The 22,225-nt window shown below is 38.9% G+C and carries 19 protein-coding genes and 1 riboswitch; of the genes, 9 read left to right on the top strand and 10 right to left on the bottom strand.

The annotated features are described in order from the left end of the window. The first annotated feature begins 1 nt into the window (after window position 1). Window positions 2-409 carry a GFA family protein gene (locus tag IF202_RS06695; protein WP_191594114.1) on the top strand — a complete coding sequence of 136 codons (408 nt, stop codon included), beginning with the start codon at window positions 2-4 and terminating at the stop codon, window positions 407-409. 91 nt (window positions 410-500) lie between these two features. On the opposite strand, the gene IF202_RS06690 is transcribed toward IF202_RS06695, so the two are convergent. Next, window positions 501-1,577 (bottom strand): alkene reductase, encoded by a 1,077-nt coding sequence (locus tag IF202_RS06690; protein WP_191594113.1) that lies wholly within the window; start codon window positions 1,575-1,577, stop codon window positions 501-503. 110 nt (window positions 1,578-1,687) lie between these two features. Beyond that, the gene (locus IF202_RS06685) at window positions 1,688-3,358 is read right to left on the bottom strand and encodes a GGDEF domain-containing protein (RefSeq protein ID WP_191594112.1); all 1,671 of its coding nucleotides are present in this window, start codon (window positions 3,356-3,358) and stop codon (window positions 1,688-1,690) included. Between the two features lie 191 nt (window positions 3,359-3,549). Here IF202_RS06685 and IF202_RS06680 point away from each other — a divergent pair, with 191 nt between their 5' ends. The 4 genes from IF202_RS06680 (at window position 3,550) to IF202_RS06665 (ending at window position 8,243) form a co-directional block, all read left to right on the top strand. Next, the gene (locus tag IF202_RS06680; protein WP_191594111.1) at window positions 3,550-4,806 is read left to right on the top strand and encodes a DEAD/DEAH box helicase; all 1,257 of its coding nucleotides are present in this window, start codon (window positions 3,550-3,552) and stop codon (window positions 4,804-4,806) included. Between the two features lie 581 nt (window positions 4,807-5,387). After that, a complete protein-coding gene (locus IF202_RS06675; protein ID WP_191594110.1) occupies window positions 5,388-6,275 on the top strand; it encodes a hypothetical protein in 888 nt (295 codons plus the stop codon). Between the two features lie 108 nt (window positions 6,276-6,383). After that, window positions 6,384-7,244 (top strand): PA4780 family RIO1-like protein kinase, encoded by an 861-nt coding sequence (locus IF202_RS06670; RefSeq protein WP_191594109.1) that lies wholly within the window; start codon window positions 6,384-6,386, stop codon window positions 7,242-7,244. A 327-nt stretch (window positions 7,245-7,571) separates the two neighbouring features. After that, window positions 7,572-8,243, top strand: a complete 672-nt coding sequence (locus IF202_RS06665; protein ID WP_191594108.1) for a 7-cyano-7-deazaguanine/7-aminomethyl-7-deazaguanine transporter — start codon at window positions 7,572-7,574, stop codon at window positions 8,241-8,243. On the opposite strand, the gene IF202_RS06660 is transcribed toward IF202_RS06665, so the two are convergent. The 3 genes from IF202_RS06660 to IF202_RS06650 all read right to left on the bottom strand — a co-directional run bounded on the left by IF202_RS06660 (window position 8,240) and on the right by IF202_RS06650 (window position 11,242). Then, window positions 8,240-8,767, bottom strand: a complete 528-nt coding sequence (locus tag IF202_RS06660; RefSeq protein WP_191594107.1) for a M48 metallopeptidase family protein — start codon at window positions 8,765-8,767, stop codon at window positions 8,240-8,242. The genes IF202_RS06665 and IF202_RS06660 overlap by 4 nt on opposite strands. A 95-nt stretch (window positions 8,768-8,862) precedes the next feature. Beyond that, complete coding sequence (locus IF202_RS06655; RefSeq protein WP_191594106.1) at window positions 8,863-10,275, bottom strand: bifunctional diguanylate cyclase/phosphodiesterase; 1,413 nt, start codon at window positions 10,273-10,275, stop codon at window positions 8,863-8,865. 241 nt (window positions 10,276-10,516) lie between these two features. Continuing rightward, window positions 10,517-11,242, bottom strand: a complete 726-nt coding sequence (locus tag IF202_RS06650) for a sulfite exporter TauE/SafE family protein (RefSeq protein ID WP_191594105.1) — start codon at window positions 11,240-11,242, stop codon at window positions 10,517-10,519. A 132-nt stretch (window positions 11,243-11,374) separates the two neighbouring features. Between IF202_RS06650 and IF202_RS06645 the strand changes: the two genes are divergently transcribed. Then, window positions 11,375-12,274: a LysR family transcriptional regulator gene (locus tag IF202_RS06645; RefSeq protein WP_191594104.1), complete on the top strand. Its 900-nt coding sequence runs from the start codon at window positions 11,375-11,377 to the stop codon at window positions 12,272-12,274. A 30-nt stretch (window positions 12,275-12,304) separates the two neighbouring features. On the opposite strand, the gene IF202_RS06640 is transcribed toward IF202_RS06645, so the two are convergent. The 4 genes from IF202_RS06640 to IF202_RS06625 all read right to left on the bottom strand — a co-directional run bounded on the left by IF202_RS06640 (window position 12,305) and on the right by IF202_RS06625 (window position 17,812). Then, window positions 12,305-13,108 carry a DUF547 domain-containing protein gene (locus tag IF202_RS06640; protein ID WP_191594103.1) on the bottom strand — a complete coding sequence of 268 codons (804 nt, stop codon included), beginning with the start codon at window positions 13,106-13,108 and terminating at the stop codon, window positions 12,305-12,307. A gap of 4 nt (window positions 13,109-13,112) precedes the next feature. After that, window positions 13,113-15,263 carry an FAD-dependent oxidoreductase gene (locus IF202_RS06635; protein ID WP_191594102.1) on the bottom strand — a complete coding sequence of 717 codons (2,151 nt, stop codon included), beginning with the start codon at window positions 15,261-15,263 and terminating at the stop codon, window positions 13,113-13,115. A gap of 165 nt (window positions 15,264-15,428) precedes the next feature. After that, the gene (locus IF202_RS06630) at window positions 15,429-16,655 is read right to left on the bottom strand and encodes an MFS transporter (RefSeq protein WP_191594101.1); all 1,227 of its coding nucleotides are present in this window, start codon (window positions 16,653-16,655) and stop codon (window positions 15,429-15,431) included. Between the two features lie 221 nt (window positions 16,656-16,876). After that, window positions 16,877-17,812: a DMT family transporter gene (locus tag IF202_RS06625; protein ID WP_191594100.1), complete on the bottom strand. Its 936-nt coding sequence runs from the start codon at window positions 17,810-17,812 to the stop codon at window positions 16,877-16,879. Window positions 17,813-17,932: 120 nt separating this feature from the next. Next, window positions 17,933-18,122: riboswitch (FMN riboswitch) on the bottom strand. 176 nt (window positions 18,123-18,298) lie between these two features. Here IF202_RS06625 and rarD point away from each other — a divergent pair. Together rarD and IF202_RS06615 are read left to right on the top strand one after the other, a co-directional pair. Next, complete coding sequence (gene rarD / locus IF202_RS06620) at window positions 18,299-19,213, top strand: EamA family transporter RarD (protein WP_191594099.1); 915 nt, start codon at window positions 18,299-18,301, stop codon at window positions 19,211-19,213. 166 nt (window positions 19,214-19,379) lie between these two features. Continuing rightward, the gene (locus tag IF202_RS06615; RefSeq protein WP_191594098.1) at window positions 19,380-19,817 is read left to right on the top strand and encodes a hypothetical protein; all 438 of its coding nucleotides are present in this window, start codon (window positions 19,380-19,382) and stop codon (window positions 19,815-19,817) included. A 100-nt stretch (window positions 19,818-19,917) separates the two neighbouring features. On the opposite strand, the gene IF202_RS06610 is transcribed toward IF202_RS06615, so the two are convergent. Continuing rightward, entirely contained in the window at window positions 19,918-20,373 is a 456-nt protein-coding gene (locus IF202_RS06610; protein WP_191594097.1) for a hypothetical protein, read from the bottom strand. Between the two features lie 301 nt (window positions 20,374-20,674). On the opposite strand from IF202_RS06610, the gene dgt reads away from it, so the two are divergent. After that, the gene (dgt, locus tag IF202_RS06605) at window positions 20,675-22,195 is read left to right on the top strand and encodes a dGTPase (RefSeq protein WP_191594096.1); all 1,521 of its coding nucleotides are present in this window, start codon (window positions 20,675-20,677) and stop codon (window positions 22,193-22,195) included. Window positions 22,196-22,225 lie beyond the last annotated feature (30 nt).

The raw sequence follows: 22,225 nt of genomic DNA, 5'->3' as shown, positions 1-22,225 counted from the left end.
AATGGCACATACTCATACTGGATCTTGCCTTTGTGGCGGCGTTAAATTCGAAATGGAAGGTGAGTTCAAAAAGTTTTTCTTCTGCCATTGTAGTCGCTGTCGAAAGATGTCCGGCTCAGCTCATTGTGCCAATTTATTTGCACCAAATGCAAAACTAACCTGGCTTAGCGGCGAAGATAAAATCAGTTTTTATCGACTTGAAGGTGCCAACTTCACTCGCAATTTCTGCTCTACTTGCAGTTCACTACTGCCTATTTATGTCAAAGCAAGAGACATAGTTATTGTACCAGCAGGTGCGCTAGATACAGATGTAGACATTACGCCACAAGCACACATTTTTACGGACAGTAAAGGCAATTGGGATGACGTATTGAACGACATTGCTTGCTTTGAACAGATGCCAGTCTAACTAGACTTCAATCAGTACAAACATCAATAAAAAAGCCAACATCTAATTGTTGGCTTTTTTGTTTTCACTGTCCCGTCCTGAAATAGGTTTATCACTGAGCCATAAAAGGATAATCCGTATAGCCTTCTGCACCTGGTGTATAGAAAGTATCTGGATTTGGTGTGTTCAATTCTGCACCATGCTTAACACGCTCAACGAAATCAGGATTAGCAAGAATGCCAGTACCAAATGCTACACTGTCGGCTTGTTTATTCGCAATTATTTGGCTGGCTTCTTCAGCACTGTAACCCATGTTTACCATTAAGTGACCTTTATAAGATTCACGAGCAACAGGCACAACGTCAGCTTGTTGTAGACCAAAGAAATCGGCACGCATCAAATGTAAATAAGCTAGGTCATAGGCGTTTAGTGCATTCGCAAGATAACGAATCAGCCCAACCGGGTCACTGTCTTTCATACTATTAAAACTGTTAAGAGGAGAAAGGCGTAAACCTACTCGACCGCTTCCCATCACTTCTGTCACCGCTTCAATAACCTCTGTGAGGAAACGAGTACGGTTTTCAAATGAACCACCATATTCATCTGTACGTTGGTTAGCGCTATCACGTAAAAATTGATCAATCAAATAACCATTTGCACCGTGAATCTCTACTCCATCAAAGCCAGCTGCTTTTGCATTAATTGCAGCTTGACGAAAACTATTAACAATTTCTTTAATCTCGCTGACTGTCAATGCATGTGGGACTGTATAAGGTTTTTTGCCTTCTGGCGTATACGTCTCGCCTTCAATTGCAATCGCACTTGGTGCGACGGCTTCTTTACCGCCATTTAACAATGGATGTGCTGCACGACCAGCGTGCCAAATTTGCATAAAAATTCTACCGTCCGCTTTATGGACCGCTTCTGTCGTTAGCTTCCAACCTTCAACCTGTTCTTGTGAATAGATACCTGGGTCTGCGCCAAAAGATGATGTGCCTTCAGCAGCCATAGTACATTCTGTGATTAGCAAACCAGTACTAGCTCGTTGTGAGTAATATTCAGCCATCAAGGACGTTGGTTGATGTCCTGAGGCACGAGCACGAGTAAGTGGAGCCATTACAACTCGATTTGGTAATGTAATATCGCCTAGCTGTACTGGGCTAAGTAGTAGGTTTTCAGTCGTGGTCATTATTGACTCCAATAAATTCAGTCATATAAATAGTAAGGATAGCCCTTAAGTAAGGTCACCTTTTAAGAATACAATCGCTTGCACCTTCTTTACTGAATTGAACATTCACTTTAGCGATCTGCGAATTTAACGACATACATAGCCTTATCCGCTCTATGCAACATATCCTCTAAAGTATCGCCTTCTTGAACCAGGGTACTACCAACACTAAATTCAATAAGGATGTCTTGATTATTGATTTTGATAATCAGTGGTTTTTTATTCTCTAGCAGTATTGCCGATATTTTGACGGTATCTAAATCATCGATTTGTTTTAAAAGTATTAAAAATTCATCGCCACCCCATCGCGATACTTCTCCTTTTTGCCCTACTACATCAACCAAATGAGCGGCAATTTTTTTCAATACAAAGTCACCTACTCCATGACCATACAAATCATTTATCGCTTTGAATTTATTAACGTCAATGTTTATTAGTCCAAAAGGTTGCTTTTGCTCATGCCACTGCTGCATGTACTCGACCATATGTACTTCAAAACCACGACGGTTATATAGTTCAGTTAAAGGGTCTAATTTAGATATACGACTTAGCTCTGTTGTTCGAGCTTCTACTTTGTCTTCAAGCTCATGCTGATACTCCAATAGAGTCTTAGACATATCTTGATAATCCGCTACTAGTCGCTTAATTTCAGAGCCAGCAAAGCGGCTGAGTTTTGGCGCCTGATATTTATTTTTTCCCAACGCGCGTATAGATGAATCCAACTCTGCTAAAGGCCTTGTGACAATCAAGGAAAACAACAGATAAAAAATAATCAGGGTACAAATTAAGCTAATAAGAAAAATAAATAAAAGGCTATAAAACTCAGTTACTGGTAAAAAGTTATTGATATCAATAAAGTTAATTTGAAACCAGTCAATTTCAGGGATATACACAACACTGGCTAATTGACGCACACCTTCTTTACTTACAGAGGATATATCAACACTGTTTGGATGATTCCTCGCTCGCTCAAAACTTTGTTTTAATATTTTGCGAGAGCCTTCATCATCGAGTAACTGAAAAATACGTTTTTTATCTTCAGAGTTTTTCGTTATTGAAGCGTAATCAATTAGGTCTTCTTCTTGATAAAGTTGAATGGCACCTTCGTAATTAGTGAATACAATAGCGGAATAAATATCTTGTTTTTCAACTATTTGACTTAAAAAATCGGATAGATCTAACCCAGTACCAACAACACCTAAAATGTCATCTCCATCCCGAATTAATACATCACTCCATAGCTTAACAACCCCTAATTCAATATCAGGGTTTACATTAAGGTGGAGATTTAGACCAACTTCCATAAGTCGATAAAACCACGCATCCGCAGCCTTTGATGCATCCAATGTATACCGATAAAGCTCTTCATGCGAAGCGGTCTGCTCATCACTGTAGTAATAATGATTATTACTTTTCAAACCAATGAAATAGGAGTTATCTGAAAAGCGGTTACGAAAATCTTCCGTATCTATCCTAGCTTCTTGTTTCAACAATACGTTATCTGGTTGTTTCGCCCACGCCTTTAACGACTCTAATTTTGCAAATTCTTTTGATAATTCCACCTCTTGAATTAAAGGCAGCAATGTTCGCGCTTTATCATATAGAACTTGTTTTTCTGCATAGCGTTCAACCCAGCTAACGATAATATCTTCCGCTAAAACTCGCATTGAAAGCCAAGAAAAAAACCCCGTTAACAATAAAATAAGTGTTGTTAATATTAAAAAACGCGACTTAATCTTCATACTTTTTAAAGATTCCAAATAATCAAACGAAAATAATTTTATTTTACCTTTCTAATAAGATTATAACACCGACTAAAATCCCTTTATTTTTAATAGACCCACGAAACATTTAAGAAGCAATAAAAAACTAAAGCATTCATTTTTTATGAAATGTTACACTAGCGAAATTACTTATAACGAACGAGATACCCATGAGCTTCACCTCTTTAGGACTTCTTAAAGAAATTACCGATGTCATACATGAACTAGGCTATGTCACTCCTACTCCAATACAAGAAGCGGCTATACCTGCTGTTCTCGATAAAAAAGATCTAATGGCTGGTGCTCAAACAGGGACAGGTAAAACCGCAGCATTTGCCTTGCCGCTTTTACATCGTATTGTACAAAACCAACAATCAAATGAGACAAGACACATAAAAGTATTGGTTCTAACGCCGACTCGTGAACTAGCGCAACAAGTGCATTCCAGCTTTATTCGTTATAGCCAAGGTTTAGCCGTTAATTCTGTTGTTGTTTACGGTGGAGCAAGTATCAATGTCCAACTGGATGCATTAAAGCAAGGCTGTGAAATATTGGTCGCAACACCAGGGCGATTACTTGAACTTGTCATGAAAAACTTGATTGATTTGAGCAAGGTCGAAACATTGGTTTTGGATGAAGCTGATCGAATGCTAGATATGGGCTTTATCATTGATATTCAAAGAATTTTAAAAAAACTTCCCTATAAAAGACAGACTTTGTTTTTTTCTGCAACTTTTAATGATGAGATTTTTGCTTTAAGTAAAACTTTATTGAAAGATCCAAAATTAATTGAAGTAAACAATCGAAACACCACGGCGGCCGAAGTAGAACAACTTATTTATGCCGTAGATAAAGACCGTAAAAGCGCGCTTTTATCCTACCTAATTGGTTCTAAAAACTGGAAACAAGTACTCATTTTTACTCGAACCAAGCAAGGTGCTGATGAATTAGCCAAAGAAATGGGTAAAGATGGCATTGCCACTCAATCTATCCATGGTGATAAATCCCAAGGGGCTCGTGATCGAGTATTAACAGATTTTAAAGCAGGCAAAGTTCGTGCATTAGTAGCAACAGATGTTGCTGCGCGAGGGTTAGATATTGAACAACTTCAATACGTGATCAACCATGAGCTCCCTTATAATGCTGAAGACTATATTCACCGTATTGGTAGAACAGGGCGTGCAGGGGCAACGGGATTAGCGATTAGTTTAGTGTCTGAAAAAGAACGTTATTTACTGACTGATATTGAGAAATTAGTAGGCGAAAATTTTGTGCCTCAATGGCTTCCAGGTTTTGAACCAGATTTAAATAAGGTCGAGAACACAAATAAAAAACGCGAGCCATCTAGAAAAGAACTAAGAGCGAAAGCATTAGGTCATCACTCGTCTAAAAGCAGTAAGCCTAAGCGAAGACACCCCGCAAGATAAATACAATATTAGATAACAAGTAATGCCGTATGACTTTTGTTTAGTCATGATATATTGCTTGTTACAAGCCCACCTAGCGTTATAAACAACCAGAGCAATAAAAACTGCTGATTCTGTTTTATTTTAAAGATATCTGGCTGTTTTAGTCTGTGTATTTTCAATGCATTTATTAGCACTTTTCTCCCTTGATAAATACTTTCTATTTTTCCTGCTTAAGATTAATTGAGCGTGCTCCTAATGCTCTCAAATGTAACGCTTTAGTTTTTATGGCTTTTTTGACGCTCTCTTCATTTGAACACTCATCCACACTTTTCTATTAGACATACCATCCCCCAAAATCTAATTTTCATCTATTTTTTTTACTCAATTATCTCGCACCAGTTTTACAGCGACTTCGCATCTAAATAACATCTAATCAAGCCAATATAAAATTAAAAATTAGTTTAAATTCACACAAATACACAAACAACACACTGTATAGTTATTGTAAAATCACAAAAATACACTTAGTATTTACAGAACACTCTACACTGTAGATTTATTACTATTTGGAATAAAAATCTCTAAAAAGGGGGCTTAAAGTGATAAGAGGCGAAAATGAATTTTTAGAAGCGTCATCTGAACGCGAGTGTGTTTTTTACGCAGAGTATTTAGTGCAGCATATTAAAAGCGCATCATTAAAAAATTTACGCGGTTTGTCTTATCAAGAAAAATTAAAGGGAATAAACGACGAGCTAGAAGTTCTTATTAAAAAAAATCGAGCCCCTAAGAATTTTGCTTCTCAAATGCGTACAGCATTTAGAGCAGCCCAAATTCCTTCACAATATTTCCGCTGGATAGATAAAAATGACCAACGCTTATGCAATTGGGCTTGGTGCTACTTAAAAAGCCGCACATCAGAACAGAATCCAGAAAATGAGAAAAAACCATTAGCACTCTCTGCAAAATCTTTTAATACAGATAGAGACAGCGTTTTGGAGCGACACGCAGATATTATTGGTGCGTTTTATGATGGCGAAGCGGATATTGAGACACAACAAAGCATTCTTGAGCATTTAAAGGCTAAATGGCAAGATGTTAGATTAAATGAAACAATTGTAAATTGGATGGAAGACAACAACCCTAAACACTGGGTTTGGGCATGGTCTTACCTACAAAACATCACTCAAAGACCTCTAGAACAAGCTTGGATTCCAAGCAGTGATGCAGAAAAAAAAGCTGCGGTCATTGCTACTATCGATTTATCTGATAACGTAGACCGTAAGGCTTTGGTCATTGATAAGATGAAAAAAGCTTGGAGTCAGAAAAAATTTAGAGAAAAATCGAGTGGTAAAAAGCCTTATAGTATTAGTATGACGCTCAATACGAAGCAGAAGCTAAATGCACTGGCCGAAGAAAAAGACATGAAAATCAATGAGATGATTGAGTTCCTAGTGAGAAGTGAATATAAGAAACGGGACCTCAATTAAGAGTATAATTCATTGAAAAGTAAGAAAGATTTCATCATATCAGCAATAACGTTTAGTATTTGTTCCTGATAGTTTAATTTGTCATTTAATAACTGTATAACGAGCCGCATGAAAATCCCTAAAAGAATACAACCACTCATCGAAGATGGCTTAATAGACCAAGTGCTTCGACAATTAATGAGCGGGAAAGAAGCGACAGTCTACGTAGTACGTTGTGGAACAGAAATCCGCTGTGCAAAAGTATATAAAGAAGCTGGAAAGCGCAGCTTTAAGCAAGCGGTACAATATCGTGAAGGTCGAAAAGTCCGAAATAGCCGACGCTCACGAGCGATGGAAAAGGGCTCTAAATTTGGCCGGGACGAACAAGAAAACCTTTGGCAGAATGCCGAGGTCGATGCTTTATATCGTTTAGCCGAAGCTGGCGTTCGCGCTCCTACACCTTATGGCTGTATTGATGGCGTCTTGTTAATGGAACTCGTCACAGACGACAATGGTGAAGTAGCACCCCGTCTAAATGATGTCGTTTTAAGTCCAGAACAAGCAAGACGAGATCACGCTACCATCATACAAGAAATCGTTCGCATGTTATGTGCAGGTCTAATACACGGTGATTTATCCGAGTTTAACGTTCTTGTCGACTCCCATGGCCCAGTCATCATTGACCTTCCTCAAGCCGTTGACGCTGCTGCTAATAATAACGCAGAGTGGATGTTAGAACGCGATGTAAATAACATGCGTGACTATTACGGCATGTCTGCTCCTGAGATTCTAGAAACCAAATATGCCAAAGAAATTTGGGCTCTATTTGAGGCGGGTAAATTAACACCAACCACAGAGTTAACTGGCTTGTTTGATGAACCGACAGAAGAAGCTGACGTTGAGTCGGTTCTTGTAGAAATACAAGAAGCATTTGATGAGGAACAAGAGCGACTTGCTCGCATTAATTCAGCAGATGATGAAGAAGACTAACACTCTTATTGATTAAGTAACGGATAGACATTTAATCAAAAGCGCTTAGTATTTAGATAGAAATTTAAAAAGAGGCAGTGAGAGCGACTTCACCGCCTCTTTTTATTTAATGCGCTTTTAAGCATTACCTTTTTTAACCACTGCGCCATACACAAACTTTATGATTAGACATATCAAATTGAATTATCAAAAGAGTTATGTATAATCCGCCTCCGTGTTTGATCATAAGATCGAACCAATATTAAAATTGAATGAAAGTCCATTTGAAATAATGCACTTTTATAAACTTGGGTTCCCTCACCCCAATCAAACGAAAAAGGTCACAATATGAGTACGTTCACATCTCTACAGCAGGGTAAAGCTCTGTGTTATCTTGCCATTTTCCATTTGCTGGTTATTGCGTCTAGTAATTATCTTGTTCAAATCCCTTTTACTCTTGCTGGATTCCATACTACTTGGGGTGCTTTTACTTTCCCTTTTATTTTTCTAGCGACAGACCTTACCGTTAGAATTTTTGGCGCTGCATTAGCGCGTAAAATTGTCTTTTGGGTCATGATTCCATCTTTGCTTGTATCTTATGTTTTATCTGTAATTTTCGCTCAAGGTGCGTTTCAAGGATTTGACTCTCTAGCGTCGTTTAATACCTTCGTTGGACGTATAGCACTTGCAAGTTTATTGGCATATTTACTTGGACAAGTACTTGATATTCAAGTTTTTAATCGTCTTCGTCAGTTGAAATTGTGGTGGATTGCACCTGCGGCGTCGACTTTATTAGGGAATGCGTTAGATACTCTGGCCTTCTTTGGAATTGCCTTTTATCAAAGCCCAGATCTATTCATGGCTCAGCATTGGCAAGAAATAGCTCTCGCAGACTTTGTATTTAAGCTGATTATTAGCCTTGGGTTATTTATTCCGATGTACGGTGTCTTACTAAATTATTTAACGAAGAAGCTTACCTCTATCAACCCTGAGTTTTCGTTAAACAGTGCAAAAGCCTAAACCCACAAATCACCAAACCGATCTCGATGGCTAAGATAAACACGTAAATCGAATTCGAGCTGATGATAATCTGGTTCCATGTAACAGCAAAGCTTATAGAAAGCTTTGCTGTGATCCTTCTCTTTTAAATGCGCTAATTCATGCACCACTATCATCTTCAGTAAAGGTTCTGGTAGGTTTCTGAACAAGGCTGCAATACGAATTTCATTTTTTGCTTTTAGCTTATTACCCTGTTTTCTAGAAACAAAAGTATGCAAACCCAATGCATTATTTATAACGTGTATTTTATCGTCATAAATGACTTTACTAATGGGAGGTGAGCTTCGCATACAGTCATTTTTAATACCCATCGCGTAATCATATAACCCACGGGTACCATTTAAAGTGTGTGCATGAGGGTATTTATTTAATAACCAGCTTTGTGATTTTTCAGTTTCAAGTAAGTCTTGTACTTGCTGCTGCACGTGAGCACTATAACCATTGAGGTAACTTCTGACGCCTGTCGATTGGTTGCTTTGACTCATGATTCCTGCTTTTATATTTTCTGTGCGTGTTACCTAAATGATTTCACACCATTCAAAGTGGTTCTGAAAAATAACACTAAAAGCCAAGATTGTAGTTAAAACAACGACTTCCTGCCATGACATTCTAATGAGAGCACACAGTTCCGTCCTGCATCTTTTGACTGGTACAAAGCTTTATCAGCTTGGCTTAACAACTCATCAACAGAACAATAACCACTGTTCTTATAAGCGACACCCAAGGACACCGTAAGATAAATTTTCTGATTTTCGGGGCTCAACACCATGCTTTTTTCTATTGCAACTCTAAGTTTTTCAGCAACTCTGATGGCGCCTTCTTCTTTGGTAGATGGCAATAAAATAGCAAATTCCTCACCACCTATTCGAGCAATAAGATCGTCTTGCCTCAGGACAGATTGACTCACTTCAGCTAATTTTTTCAAAACAGAGTCGCCTGCTTTATGTCCATAAGCGTCGTTGATATTTTTGAAATGATCAACGTCCATCATAACGATAGACAAAGGCGTATCATCAAGAAGAGTCTTATTTAGAATGCTTTCACATTGCTGGAAGAAACTACCTCGATTGGCTAAACCAGTGAGGTGGTCATAGTAAGCTCTCTTCTCCAGCTCTTCTTGACCTTTGAAGCTCTCAATCGCAATACACACCAAATTACTGGCGAAGTTAATAAGCTCAAAATCTTTTTCTGTCGGAGAAGATGGTACGCGCTTATAAATAGCAAATGTACCAAGTAAATCACCTTTCGAGGACATGATAGGATCAGACCAACAAGCTGCAACATCAGCCTCCTGAGCCACTTGTGTGAAAGGAGCCCAGTTTTTATGTGTCGCAATATCTTCTACTATAACGCGCTTACCTGAATATGCAGCGGCGCCACAGGAACCAATATTTGCCCCAACCGCTATGCCATCTACAGCGGCATTATAAAAATCCGGCAAATCAGGGGCAGCACCCAATCTCAAACATTGCTCAGTCTTATCAAATAGCAATACGCTGCAAAGGGAGTCTGAGCTTTCTAATTGAATCTGCTTTACGATGACATTCAAGATATCTTTCAATGCTGAACTTTTTGCTACCATTTCAAGCATATTACTTTGAGTACGAAGTCGTTTTTCAACAACCCAATAATCTGTAACGTCATTGAAATACCACAGCCTTTTCTCACCTACGGTAGAAAAACTCATACTAACTTGTCTAACAGAACCGTCTTTGCAAAGTAACTGTGTCTTTAAATCTTCGGTAGACGAATTCCCATCACTGCTGCAGATCCAAGGTTCAATAACATTATGGTAAAAACCAGCATCATGAGAAACACGTAGACACCAAGTTCCGATATCGGGGAGGTCTTCCAGGTTAAAGCCAAACAGTAGGTTAAAACTCTTATTGATATATTCGACTCTATCAGAGGAGACATTAGACCACCCAACAGCAATAGGAGTCGTGTTTAAAATGTCCTCTAACTTAATATCACTTTTTACATTGTGTTCCATACATATTTCCACGAAAAGTATGCTTTTTACGATAATTAATCCAATCCTATCGTTTACCCTCTAATTAATAAGTAATTGATCATTTAGTACAAGGTTGAATCGGATTTTTTTGTATGTTTTTTGTACAGACCATGCGATCATAATTTTTTACTTTTTTATTAACAAGCTTGGCTATTCCCACTTCTCATATTCTAATACTAGAAAACACTTACTTAATTCTATAATGCTTAAAAACACTTTTTTATGTAAATAGAAACAACTTGAACGCCGCTATCGTAGACATGATTCTGATCATCCATTTAAATTGAATTGGGTTCACCTTCTTCAAAAAGTGGAAACCAATAAATGAACCGATCACTAAACCCGGGATTGCATATAAACTTGTTTCAATCGTTTTCATCGACAATAAACCAAGTCCCATATACAAAGGAAATTTAACAAAGTTAAGAATCAAGAACGCCCATGCACGCGTGCTGACATACGTTGGCTTATCTAGCTTTTGCTCTAGTAAAAATAAACTAAACAATGGACCGGCTGCATTAGCCATCATACTTACAGCACCTCCGAAAAAGCCCATTGAGTAAGCAACCCAAGGTTTACGCATAAAAGAGGTTGGTCGAAAATCTAAATATAAACCTAATGCAATCATGGCAAGAATAGTGACACCTAAAAAAACCACAAATTGGTCCGCATCTATCGTTGCCAGAAAGTGACTCGCGATAAAAATACCGAGTAAAGCCAAAGGTAAGAACCGCGCTAATACAGGCCATGCGATTTTATTCTTATAACTGGCGACAGCCATTAAATCGGTGATGATATAAAGCGGCAACAAAATCCCTAACGCCTGCGGCCCAGGAAAAGAGACCATCACAATTGGCAATACTAATAAGCCCATTCCACCTACTGAAAATTTCGAGAAACCAGTAATCAAACCCGCAAAAAATAAAATAACAAATGATAACTCCACTTAGCCCTTCTCCTTTCATAAAACGCACAAAACAATGTACTTAATGCTTGTTATGTTAAAACAAATAATGAACTATAAATAATCTCGTTTTTCTATTAAAACGATCATAATTAATTATCATGTGGCATGAATATGAAGTTAGACCAACTCAGGGCTTTTATTGCAGTTGTTGAAACAGGTAGCTTTCGCTCTGCAGCTGAAGCAATACACAAAACTCAGCCAGCTATTAGCGCCTCTATTAGAATACTAGAAGAGCAATACGGTATTTCTTTATTTGATCGGGACAGTTATCGACCCACATTAACATCAGCCGGTCATGCTTTCTTTCTACAAAGTAAAAAGCTTTTGTCCCAAGCCCAACAACTGGATAATCTTGGCCATGACCTTGCTCAAGGAACAACTACGCCTTTGGCTATTTGTTTGAGTCTTATGGGGCTCGATAGCGACTGTATGGGTCGGATTAAAGCCTTCCAACTACATTATCCTGATATTTCTTTAGACATCACCACAGATCATCTCTATGGCGTCCAAGAGAGGTTAATAAAAAACAAATGTGATATTGCCATTGGCCCGAGATACGGATTAGATGATAGACACGCTTTCATTGAATTAAATAAAATACAGATGATCACTGTCGTCAGCCCAGAATGCTTTAATACGTTCAATAGCAATGGTACAAAAATCAAGCCTCAACAACTTTATAAACTGCCACAAATCTTAGTAAGTAATACTGCAGAAAGCGCCACTGAAAATGGTCATAGATACATTTTACCAACAGGAAAGCGTTGGTACGTGAATGATTTTCAAGCAAAAAAAACCATGCTGCTGCATGGTTTAGGTTGGGCAAGAATGCCAAAGCATACTATTAATTCTGAACTTGACGGTGGTCAGCTAATTCCCATAGAAATAGAAAATTTTACCTCACAGAGCCAATTGCCTATTTTTATGATTCGCATGCGTCATCAAACTCAAAGCTATCAAGCAAAATTATTTTGGGAAATGATGAAGAACTATTCTCCCGTAGAAGAATAGGCTATTCATCACACACTCAAAAAATGTGCTTTACAACGTTTTATTCAATGCCCAATCATAGTCTAGAAATTTGATGTCTAATTTCTTCGCTTTAAGCTTTACTATCGCATCAGGAGTCAGCCCTAAATCAGTCGAATAACTGACTAGAAAATCTTCTAAAGACTTATATCCTTTCCAGTTTTTTTCAAAGTCTTCACGGTACCATTTGAAAATAGAAGACAATTCTACTTTATTGCCTTTCAAACGATTTCGGCTGCGATCTGCTAGAAACAGTTTTGTTTGCGTTTCTAATAAGCTATCAACATTGTCACCTTGAAAAGCTTGATTCGCTAATGCAGGACAACCAATGCTGGCACAGTTGACGGCAAAGTGAATACGCGGATCATTGTAACGATCTGAACCACGAATCAACTTGTGCTCAACATCGTCCAAAGAGTATTTTTTACCAAACAGAGATACGATACTTTTACTCCAAGGAGAGCTAAACAGACTACCAAGATCTTTAATAGATTTCAGGCCAGGCCACTTAGTTAAAATAAGCTCAACCGTCCACGCATTATAGGTGTTGATTAAAAACGCTAACTGATCATTTTTAGGCCAGTTATCGAATTCAGTTTGACTAACTTGAGCCAAACTCTCTAAGTAATTTTTCAAAGACGTCCTGTCATCTGCAAACCCCTGATAATCCACTTGGCTAGCTTGACCGCCATTCAAGAGGTGTACATTTTGCTGTAGCAAGTCATTCCATGATGAATGGTCAAATGCGTTTTCAGCATTCACCATCGTACTTTGTAATCCAATAACCGCGAATAAAGTAATCAGCCATTTTTTCATTTGATTAGCCTCGACGCCATGTGTGGTATTTTTCTACCCAAGCCAATATACGCTCTGGTGTATGAGCTCGCTTCCACTCGCCCGCTGCGTATTTGTTTGACTCAGCCCACGTTGGGTAAGTGTGGATCGTACCCAGAATTTTGTTCAGACCTAAACCATGTTTCATTGCTAAGACGAATTCAGCCAATAACTCACCAGAATGCTCACCAACAATGGTGACACCTAAAATTTTGTCTTTGCCCGGAACCGTTAACACTTTAACAAAGCCTGCCGTCGCACTTTCTGCAATGGCACGATCTAAGTCATCAAGTCCATAACGAACCATTTCATAAGCAATGCCTTGCTCTTTTGCATCTTGCTCACTTAAACCCACACGAGCCACTTCAGGATCAACAAAGGTCGCCCATGGAATTACTCTGTAATCTGCACGGAACTTCTTAAAGTTACCAAATAACGCATTCACAGCAGCAAACCAAGCCTGATGGGCGGCAACATGAGTAAACTGATAAGGGCCAGCCACATCGCCTACAGCGAAGATATTCGGGAACAAAGTTTCAAGATAATCGTTTGTTACAATATTGCGGTTTGTTTCAACGCCTAGATTTTCTAAACCGTAGCCTTCAAGACGTGCTTGACGGCCTACAGCACAAAGCAACGCATCAAACTCAATGACGGTTTCAACACCGTCTTTTTCAACGATTAAGCGCTTAACATCACCGTCTTTTTCACAACGAATGGCATTGTGAGACGTTAGAATGGTTACACCATCTGATCTCATACTCTCTTGAACCAGCTCAGACACTTCTTCATCTTCTCTCGCCATAATACGCGCAGCACGCTCAACCTGAGTCACATTAGAGCCTAGACGAGCAAAACTTTGAGCCAATTCAGAGCCAATTGGGCCACCACCTAATACAACAAGACGTTTTGGTGGCTCATCAAACTTAGCAAATTCTTCCCACAAGTTATCGCTTGTGTAATAACCCACGTCATTCAAACCTGGTAAATCAGGAACAAATGGACGAGCACCTGTCGCTAAAACAATACTACGGGCAGTCAGACGTTGAGTACCACCATCGTTTAACTGGATTTCTACCGTCCAAGGGTCAATAAGTTTTGCATAACCCTGCACTACGTCTACACCTAGTTCTGTATAACGCTCAACACTGTCATGAGGCTCTATTTTACTAATAACATCATGAACACGTGCCATAACCTTTTTGAATGAAAAAGTTGGTTCGCTGCTGTCTAAACCATAGTTTTCGGCATGACGCATTTGCTGCGCAACTTTCGCACTTTTAATCAAAGCTTTACTTGGGATACAACCGTAGTTTAAACAATCGCCGCCCATTTTATTTGCTTCGATTAAAGTCACTTTTGCTTTTACTGCCGCTGCGATGTAAGCACTTACTAAGCCACCAGCACCGCCACCAATTACAATAAGGTTACGATCAAATGATTTTGGTTTCGTGAATCCTTTGTAGACACGACGCGCTTTGATAATTTCTACTATTTTTTTAGCCATTAAAGGAAGTAACCCTAACAAGACAAAAGAGAACAATAATGAAGGAGACAAAATACCTGACAAACTTTCAAGTTGACCAAGCTGAGTTCCTGCATTCACATAAATTACTGTACCGACTAACATGCCTAATTGGCTTGCCCAGTAAAATGTAAAAGCACGAAGTTTCGTTAAACCCATTACCAAATTTATAAGGAAGAAAGGGAAAACAGGCACAAGACGAAGGGTGAATAAGTAAAAGGCACCGTCTTTTTCAACACCTTCATTAAACGCTTTAAGGCGATCTCCAAAGCGTTTTTGAACGGTACTTTGCAGTAAATAACGTGAGGCAAGAAATGCTAATGTTGCGCCAATACTGCTGGCAAAAGAAACAATTACAGTTCCTAACACTAAGCCAAAAAGAGCACCTGCCGCCAAGGTCATAATGACAGCGCCAGGCAAAGACAAAGCGGTTACTGCTATATAAAGCAATAAGAAACCGCCAGTCACTAAGACTGGGCTAGCACTACGCCACTCTTCAAACTGTGTCAGGCCAGATTTTAAACCATCTAATGTTAGTAGTTGGTGAAGATCAAAGTAGAAAAATCCAGCGACAATCGCTGCAATTAACACCAACAATCCAATTTTTTTCATTTAGCAGACTCCAACAAAACCGATTCGAATTCAGCTCAAATTAGTTATTAAACTGATAATATGAAGATTAGACGTCAAAAAAGTGAAAATGTTACAACTCATTCCTGCTTTTTTAACCTATCCCTATTATTGACACAATTCGAATGTTTATTAACCCCCATAGGGCTAAACAGATTCAGTCGATTTTATTCGATTTGCCAAGAAACTAAACACAATACCTAAACTACATATCAGCAGTACTAATGAAACTAGGCCGTAGATTCCATAGAGCGAAATTAATAGAGCAAACGAAGGGGGTCCAATGGTTCCACCAAGATTACCGAATTGAGCAATAAGACCATAGCTTTGCGCCTGCTCACTTGGATTACGAGCTAATGCAGGAATCATCGCCATTGATGCGCCAGACACCATACCAAGAAACAAAATCAGCACGCCGACCGCCAACCCAAATACGATTGGCTGATCCAATAAAGAAGATAAGGTCAACGCACTAATTCCTATCCCTGAATAAGCCATTAAAGCGACATGTTGTGGCCGCATTACGTATTGTGCCAATGCGCCTGCAAGAAAGGTCCCGCATGTACTGACCAATGGTAAACACACCATCAATAATGCCTGCAGTTTTGCATCGTCTACTAAGCGAGGAGCATAGGTTAATAACGACACAAGCGTACAAGTATAGAAAAGAAAGACGACGCTCGGTAATAGCGATCGCGGATTACGATACACTCGCGCCATTTGACGAAGAAAGCTGCCTTGATTAACGGCTACAGGTTCAATATTTAATACAGGATTATTACGTAATAAAAAATACAAAATTACAGCCATGCTAGTAATTAATACGCCATGACTAAAGAATAATTCACTTAAGCCATATTGGTCTAATATGGCTTTGCCTAACCAACCGCTTACGGCAAATGCAACACCAAAGAAAGTTGCCCATAACCCCATACTCAAGGAACGATGCTGAGGCGCGCTTAATTTAGCGATTAACGTTGGAGCCGTAACAACAACACCTAATTGAGAGAAGCCCTCAATTAATCGAGTAATTATTAACAAGGTAAAGTTTGGCAGTAATGACTGAATAAATGAGAGTAAGCCCCCTAAAAGCAAGGCGCCCATCAATACCTTTAAATAGCCTACTCGACTAGCGATAATGCCACCAAATACGCCGAACATTAGCCCTGCAACACCTAAAATCGAAAGCGCCATTCCTGTCATTGTTGCGCTGGTTTGATAGTGTTGTAAAACAGCATCATAAGACACCGAGAATTTTGCGAACTGCATCGCAGTACTCACGCCTGCAATCCACAGAAGTACGATCTCAAGAAGCTGAGTTTTTGGTGCTGGAGCTGGAACTGGAGCTGGATTATTCACAGAGTCGCGTGACATCTATTTTCCTTACTAGAGACAAACAATTTTATCGATTCTATTTGAATCGATAAAATTGATCATTTGGACAAGTTTAAGGTCTCTATTCTAAAGTAAAAGAAGCTCATTTGTGCGAGGTATTTTAATATGGTCTTTATAAATGTAAAAAAGAGTCTGATGTATATCATCAGACTCTTTAAGTCATTGTTAACTAGAACCCTAAAACGCAGAGTAGAAAATAATTAGGATTGATGCGTTTCTGTAATTAACTCTGTGTGACGAAGCTCTTTCATGCGTAAGCCAATGTTGCCAAGAATCAAAATACTCCCACCAATAATTTGGTAACTGGTTAATCCTTTGTCTAGGAAAAGCCAATTAATGCTAGCCGCAAATACAGGAAAAGATAACTCGGCCAAGGTTGCCATTTGAGCAGGTACTGTCTTTAAGCCTCGATAATAGAACCACATACCTATTAAGCCACTTAATAGGGCCATGATAATAATTAGGCTCAAATCCACAGGCACAATCGCGGTCAGACTTTCTGTCTGCATCATCGCTAACGGTACTAAAACCAACAACCCCGCGACAAAACGACCAGACATAATCGCGTTTGCAGGAACATTTTGATGTGAAAGGTATTTACCGCACACAGTCGCAGCGCCCCAAGCAACAACTGCAATTAAGGTAAAACCATAACCTTTTAATAAACTCATACTGTCGCTTGAATAATGCCATTGTGCATCACTCAACAAACGTAAATCAGGCCACATCATAATAAAACTACCTGACAAAATAACTATGGCCCAGCGCAGAAACTGACCTTCAATACGTTCTTTCAAAAACCAATAGGCCAGCAAGATGGCAATAATCGGTTGTAGTTTTTGCAACAAAATAACAACCGTTGGATTCAGGTATCGAAAAGCTTCAGTGAACGCCAGGGTACCAACCGCTGAGCCGATTCCACCAATAAATAACAAACATAAGAGACTGTTGAGTGATAAGTGGCGGAAAACATAGCGATAGCGACATATCAAAGGGCTGATAATAACTACTAGCGTAAGGTGTTCGATTAAAACAATTTGCAGTGCGGAATAACCCGACCCCAGTAAAGGGTAACGAATTAAAGTATCAAGCGCCCACGTAAAGCACGCGATCATGATAAAAAGTATTCCTGCCATCTTGGTTTCTCCAAATGAATAAGATGCACAGGGGTGATGAGTACGAATATACCAAGTATTGGAGCCATAAAAAGCACAGAAAAGAAGCTTCTGAATACCATCAAAAGCCACTAACACTTGGTCGATCTTCTATCATCCGGACTGTAACCGTCGGCTCTGGAGTTACACCAGATCTGCTGACCTTAACTTCTTAATATAACCAAAAAAATTAAGCGCTCGCGGGCTTTTTATTACCATCCACTAACATTTGATTAGTAAATTTAAACAAATTACCGCCGGTGGGGAATTTCGCCCCGCCCCGAAGTTCGATTTATGTAAAATTTGTTGAGCTCACTTTAAACGCATCACTTTATTTAGGCAATACTATTACCAGCAAGATGTTCATCTTTCTATTTGTAAGGGAGTATTTTTTATACTGCACGAGAGCTATGTATTCCTATACACTCACCACCCTAAACTGATACACATGAAATTAGGATGACAGCGATGCAAACATCTTCTAGAAGCGGCATTCTTTATGCTTTAACTGCTTTTACCCTATGGGCAATTGCACCTATTTATTTTAAAGAAATGTCTTTCGTCCCAGCGACGGAAATACTTGCTCATCGTGTTATTTGGTCCTGCATCCTAGTTTTTGTATTAATTATTATCTTGCGATATAGCGATGCGTTAAAAACTGTTTTACGTTCACCAAAAATCCTAATGGCCATGTGTATTTCGACCACCTTAATCGGACTAAACTGGGGGGCTTTTATTTGGGCGGTACAAAATGATCAAATGCTCAGCGCCAGTTTGGGTTATTACATCAATCCATTAATAAGTATTTTACTTGGTGTTATTTTCTTCAAAGAAAAGTTAGATAGAGTACGTAAAGCAGCCGTTGCTTTATGCTTTTGCGCTGTGGTATTTGAAGTTATTCAGTTTGGTTCTTTGCCTTGGGTAGCATTAACGTTGGCATTAACGTTTGGGGTTTATGGATTGATTCGTAAGAAAATTGCTGTCGATAGCTTTACTGGAATGGCAATTGAAACCAGTATTATGCTGCCTTTCGCTATAGTTTATTTAGTGCTTATCGACTCACCAACAGCGAACATGTTTGCTAATACCTCTTCAACAAATTGGTTACTATTCGCAGCAGGTCCCATCACAATGGTCCCTTTAATGTGTTTTGCTGCTGCAGCAAACCGAGTCAGCATGGTAACGCTTGGATTCTTTCAATACATAGGTCCGACTGGAATGTTTTTCCTAGCCGTATTTTTGTATGACGAACCCTTAAGCCCTGAAAAATTGATAACTTTTGTGCTTATTTGGTCTGCACTAGCACTACTTATTTTCGATTCTATTCGACGCTTGCGTAACACTCGCATACAGAAGAGACCCGCTACTAAAAATTCTATTTAAATAAAAATGGCGCTCTATGCGCCATTGTTAAATAACTACTTTTTTGTAAAGACCAGCCTTTAATTGTCACTAACAAGAAAGTATTGCAATAAAACCTTTCACCAGACTGTTTATTCATTTAAGAGCACCCATTGTAAAGACCAACACCCATAACTGAGCTTTTAGAATGACAATTAATGTCCAAAAAATCTTCGCAAAAACCTTTGCCTGTATCTTCTTTACTTTAGCCGGTTTAGTCGTAATTTCGACCTTCGTTTCTGCAGTTGAAGAATACCTTAATGGCAAAGACCTAACTCAAGTGATTATTCAAATCATTAATTCGAATATCATTGCCATTGCCGTATTTGAGCTAGCAATGGTAATTAATAAAGAATATGGCAGTGGTAATGAGCATGACGTCATTATTTTATTACGTCGTACATTGCCCCGATTCATAGGTACAGTATGTGTTGCCCTCGCACTGGAGGGACTTATTATGGTTATCAAATACAGCCAGCTGGATATGGCAGGAAACCTGTATTACCCCGTGGCGATTGTAATCAGTGCAGCTGTTTTGTTGGTTTCACTTGGCTTGTTTCTCAAATATGCTCCAAATGAGCCTTAGGCAAGCAATAAAATTCTGATGGCTATTGGGTATTAAAGAAAAAAGAGGGAGATTTGAAGTGGATAATATAAATGACCCACTTCACTTGACGATACTCTGACTACTTCTTAGCCATAGTATTAATTGCTTTTTTAAGCGCCAGCGCAACATCGCCTTGAGAGCCAGTTTTAACTGAGCACTCTTGGATTCCTACTGCGTAGTCAGTTAAGAGTTTTTTCTCTGAGTAACGGTCATCCAGATATTGAGTAAAGGTTCCTTGTTGACGGCTAAACAGTTTTTTCATCAGTTTAGCTTGAGAAGCATTTCCTCCATATAGTTTTAACAACTTCGGATTAATAACATCTTTATCAAGATACTCACTGTACCCAGACAAACCTTTATGAATTAACTCTTTTTCATCTGAAGAGTAAGTGTCGTTAGCACCCTTTACTTTCGAGTTTACAAAATCGACTAAAGCCAAACAAGAATGAATGGAATTAATAGATAAGGACTCAGCCATCAAAAGAGGCGAAGAAATTAAACTGATGATAAAAACGATATTTTTATAATTTTTCACAACCCTTCTCCTTTTTATAAGTCGAGAGAAAATAACTCCCTAAAATGCACGCCTCTTCCTGAGATTGTAACATTCAGTTTTTTCACACAATCAACTATTGTAAATGATTCCCATAAAATACCATATTAAGATTCAAGATGGCATAAAACCATCGTGCTTCACCTATGCAAACAATTAAAAAAAACAATACTTTATCAACTCTACATCTCCATTTAACGTGTATTTAAAGAAGAAATATAGTTACTATCTACGATAGAAAAATGATATTGGAGCTTAGTCGTAGGTAATAAGGACGCTATTAATGACAATAGATTTTAAAAATAAAATCCGCCCACACCGTTCGTTTAACAGACCAAATTTTGATGAACGCAACCAAGATCTTTCAATTTTTGAAAGTGATCGTGGTCGTATTATTAACTCTGCCGCCATTCGTCGTTTACAGCAAAAAACCCAAGTCTTTTCCCTAGAACGTAACGCTGCTGTACGCAGCCGTTTGACTCATTCAATGGAAGTCCAACAAGTTGGCCGTTACATCAGCCAACAGATTTTCAAAAAATTAAATAAGGCTAAACAAGAAGAATACGGACTAACCGACTTAGATCGCCAGTTTGAATCAATCGTTGAAATGTCTTGTTTAATGCACGACGTAGGCAACCCATCCTTTGGTCATTTTGGAGAAGGCGCGATTAACCAATGGTTTGGCGATCACATCCAAACCTTTGTAAAAAGAGAAGATATCCTTGATGAGGCAATAACTCTCAAACCTCTCATAACAGACATTTGCGCTTTTGAAGGTAATGCCCAAGCCTTACGTATTGTGCATTCCTTGCAAACGCTCAACCTCACGTTCACGCAAATGTCAGGCATCATCAAATACACCCGTCGAGCAGACCAAGCAAAGCCTAAGGTCGAAGACAAGGACCCCAAAAGCTACCTGAAAAAGAAATCTGGTTTTTACCTTAGTGAAGTCGCGATTATTAAAGCAGTCAATAAAACACTAAACATTCAAGAAGGCTGCCGTTCCCCATTTGCTTACGTCATGGAAGCGGCCGACGATATCTCCTACTGCATTGCCGACATTGAAGACGCCGTAGAAAAAGGCATCTTGAAATTTGACGAGCTGCTGGTCAGGCTCAAAGAGGAATATCAAACCATTATCAATAACGGCAAGTTTTCAGTTTATGAAAATGAAGTCGGCCTGATGGAACAACTGATTGAAAACAATCTGTATCGCTACAACAAAACCAATATCGTCAGTGATTTCTTTGTACCTTTTCGAGTTGCACTCAATACTCGCTCCGTCAAACACGCCAGTAAACAATTTATCGATAACATCGACGCCATTTATCACGGCACTTATAACCAAGCTTTGGTCGAAGACTACAGCAGTAGCCATGCGTTATTAGAAACCCTTAAATCTGTCGCATTCAAGCACGTATTCTGTGCGCCAGAAGTTCAAAAACAAGAGCTACAAGGCTATCGTATCATCGCGGGGTTATTAGACATTTATAAACCACTGCTCGATTTAAACAGAGAAACCTTTACCGCGATTATTAACCAAGAAGATAAAACACCGCTTTACCAAACTCGCCTGTGTAACAAGCTATCCAGCAAACACCTCCGTGCTTATCAAGAGGCGATAAAACCTGAAACGCTTAAGGAATTTAAATCTCACTTTGCTACTGATAAGAATCTGAAAAACGTCAGTGACGACGCTTGGGAATTCTATTTCCGTTGTCGATTGATTCAAGATTACATCAGCGGCATGACAGACCAATTTGCCTATGATGAATATCGTGCTTTGCACGTCATTGAAAATTAGAACCCTGTGCATTCCAGCATTGAGAATAAG

The organism is Marinomonas colpomeniae, from assembly GCF_014803385.1.
GTDB classification, from domain to species: Bacteria; Pseudomonadota; Gammaproteobacteria; order Pseudomonadales; family Marinomonadaceae; genus Marinomonas; species Marinomonas colpomeniae.
The sequence above is the reverse complement of the archived record's forward strand: the minus strand, read 5'-3'. Positions and strand labels throughout refer to the sequence as shown.

Coding starts and splice junctions, on each gene's coding strand:
- IF202_RS06655 (WP_191594106.1), bottom strand. CDS start 10,275: ATGGAACACAATGTAAAAAGTGATATTAAGTTAGAGGACATTTTAAAC.
- dgt (WP_191594096.1), top strand. CDS start 20,675: ATGACAATAGATTTTAAAAATAAAATCCGCCCACACCGTTCGTTTAAC.
- IF202_RS06645 (WP_191594104.1), top strand. CDS start 11,375: ATGAAGTTAGACCAACTCAGGGCTTTTATTGCAGTTGTTGAAACAGGT.
- IF202_RS06615 (WP_191594098.1), top strand. CDS start 19,380: ATGACAATTAATGTCCAAAAAATCTTCGCAAAAACCTTTGCCTGTATC.
- IF202_RS06690 (WP_191594113.1), bottom strand. CDS start 1,577: ATGACCACGACTGAAAACCTACTACTTAGCCCAGTACAGCTAGGCGAT.
- rarD (WP_191594099.1), top strand. CDS start 18,299: ATGCAAACATCTTCTAGAAGCGGCATTCTTTATGCTTTAACTGCTTTT.
- IF202_RS06625 (WP_191594100.1), bottom strand. CDS start 17,812: ATGGCAGGAATACTTTTTATCATGATCGCGTGCTTTACGTGGGCGCTT.
- IF202_RS06670 (WP_191594109.1), top strand. CDS start 6,384: ATGAAAATCCCTAAAAGAATACAACCACTCATCGAAGATGGCTTAATA.
- IF202_RS06685 (WP_191594112.1), bottom strand. CDS start 3,358: ATGAAGATTAAGTCGCGTTTTTTAATATTAACAACACTTATTTTATTG.
- IF202_RS06680 (WP_191594111.1), top strand. CDS start 3,550: ATGAGCTTCACCTCTTTAGGACTTCTTAAAGAAATTACCGATGTCATA.
- IF202_RS06665 (WP_191594108.1), top strand. CDS start 7,572: ATGAGTACGTTCACATCTCTACAGCAGGGTAAAGCTCTGTGTTATCTT.
- IF202_RS06640 (WP_191594103.1), bottom strand. CDS start 13,108: ATGAAAAAATGGCTGATTACTTTATTCGCGGTTATTGGATTACAAAGT.
- IF202_RS06695 (WP_191594114.1), top strand. CDS start 2: ATGGCACATACTCATACTGGATCTTGCCTTTGTGGCGGCGTTAAATTC.
- IF202_RS06635 (WP_191594102.1), bottom strand. CDS start 15,263: ATGAAAAAAATTGGATTGTTGGTGTTAATTGCAGCGATTGTCGCTGGA.
- IF202_RS06630 (WP_191594101.1), bottom strand. CDS start 16,655: ATGTCACGCGACTCTGTGAATAATCCAGCTCCAGTTCCAGCTCCAGCA.
- IF202_RS06660 (WP_191594107.1), bottom strand. CDS start 8,767: ATGAGTCAAAGCAACCAATCGACAGGCGTCAGAAGTTACCTCAATGGT.